The organism is Pseudomonas sp. GD03875 (genome assembly GCF_029840585.1).
GTDB lineage: Bacteria > Pseudomonadota > Gammaproteobacteria > Pseudomonadales > Pseudomonadaceae > Aquipseudomonas > Aquipseudomonas paralcaligenes.
The window spans coordinates 1-1,261 of record NZ_JAOCCV010000079.1; the positions used below are offsets into that span (position 1 = coordinate 1).

Sequence of the window (1,261 nt, forward strand, 5' to 3'; positions counted from 1 at the left end):
AGAGGATCGGCAGGGTGTAGCTGACGATCAGGCGGTTCTCGTCCTGGTCGTTGGCGCTGGTGTTGCCGCGCAGGGAGGCGTTGCGCCAGGAGAAGCCGAGGCCCTTGAGGGCGCCGTCCTGCAGGGTGTAGTCGAGGCGGAAGTCGCGTTCCCACTCGCGGCGGTCGCCGCCGGCGGCGTCGATGTTGTCGCCCGACAGGTAGGTGATGATCGCCTTCAGGCCCGGCGCGCCGACGGCGGTGAAGTCGTAGGCGTACTCGGCCAGCCAGGTGCGCTCGCCGGCCGACAGGAACTTGCCGATCTGGCGGTCGGTGATCAGGTAGGCGGTGGAGCCATCGCCCTGGTTGAGGAACGGGAAGGCGCTGTCGCCCGAGACCTGCTGGTAGCCGGCGCTCAGCGCGTGGCCGCCGAGGGCGTAGGTGAACAGGGCGCTCCAGGTCTGGTTGTCGACCTCGCCGCGATTGCTGTCGCCGGCGTTCCAGTAACCGCTGCTGAGGTAGCCCTCGGCACGGCCGGCGGCGCTGCCGTTCTTGCCGTCGGAGTCGCTGTGGAAGTAGCGCAGGTCGGTCTTCAGCGTGCCCGGACCGATGGCCCAGTTGTGCACGGCACCGAGGAAGTGCTGTTTGTAGAAGTCTTCCAGGTTGCCGTAGTAGTACTGCACCAGCAGGTCCTTGGAGACCTTGTAGTCGGCGCCGCCGTAATAGAACTTGTTGCTGTCGACCGCGCTGGTGCCGGCGATGCGCAGGCCGATGTCGTTGCTGGAGGAGCGGGTCTTGGTGTGTTCCAGCTGGCCGGCGGTGAGGGTGAGGTTGTCGATCTCGCCGGAGGTGATCTGGCCGCCCTCGAACAGTTGCGGCAGCAGGCGGCCGTCGTTGAAGGTGACCACCGGCAGCTTGGGCTGCAGGGTGCCCAGGCGGGCCTCGGTCTTGGAGAGGCGCACCTTGGCGGTCACGCCGGCCTTGCTGTAGTCGTCCACGGCGCTGCCGTCGCTGTCGAGTGGGAACAGCTGGCCCGGTGTGCGCTCGCGGCCGGCCTTGGTGTTGTAGCCGCCGGAGTCGAGCTTGATGCCGAGCAGGCCGACGGCGTCGAGGCCGAAGCCGACGGTGCCCTCGGTGAAGCCGGAGGTGTAGTTGAAGATGAAGCCCTGGCCCCACTCGCTGGCCTCGCCGTTGTTGTTGGCGGTGTTCTTGGTGTTGAGGTCGTAATAGAAGTTGCGCAGGCCGAGGGTGGCCTTGCTGTCTTCGATGAAGCCGGCGGCGGA

The 1,261-nt window shown here is 67.1% G+C and carries 1 protein-coding gene; it reads right to left on the minus strand.

Annotated features, from left to right (window positions below):
* Positions 1 to 1,261: OprD family porin (locus N5D30_RS26040; RefSeq protein ID WP_279911339.1), on the minus strand; the 1,261-nt coding region annotated here is incomplete at both ends.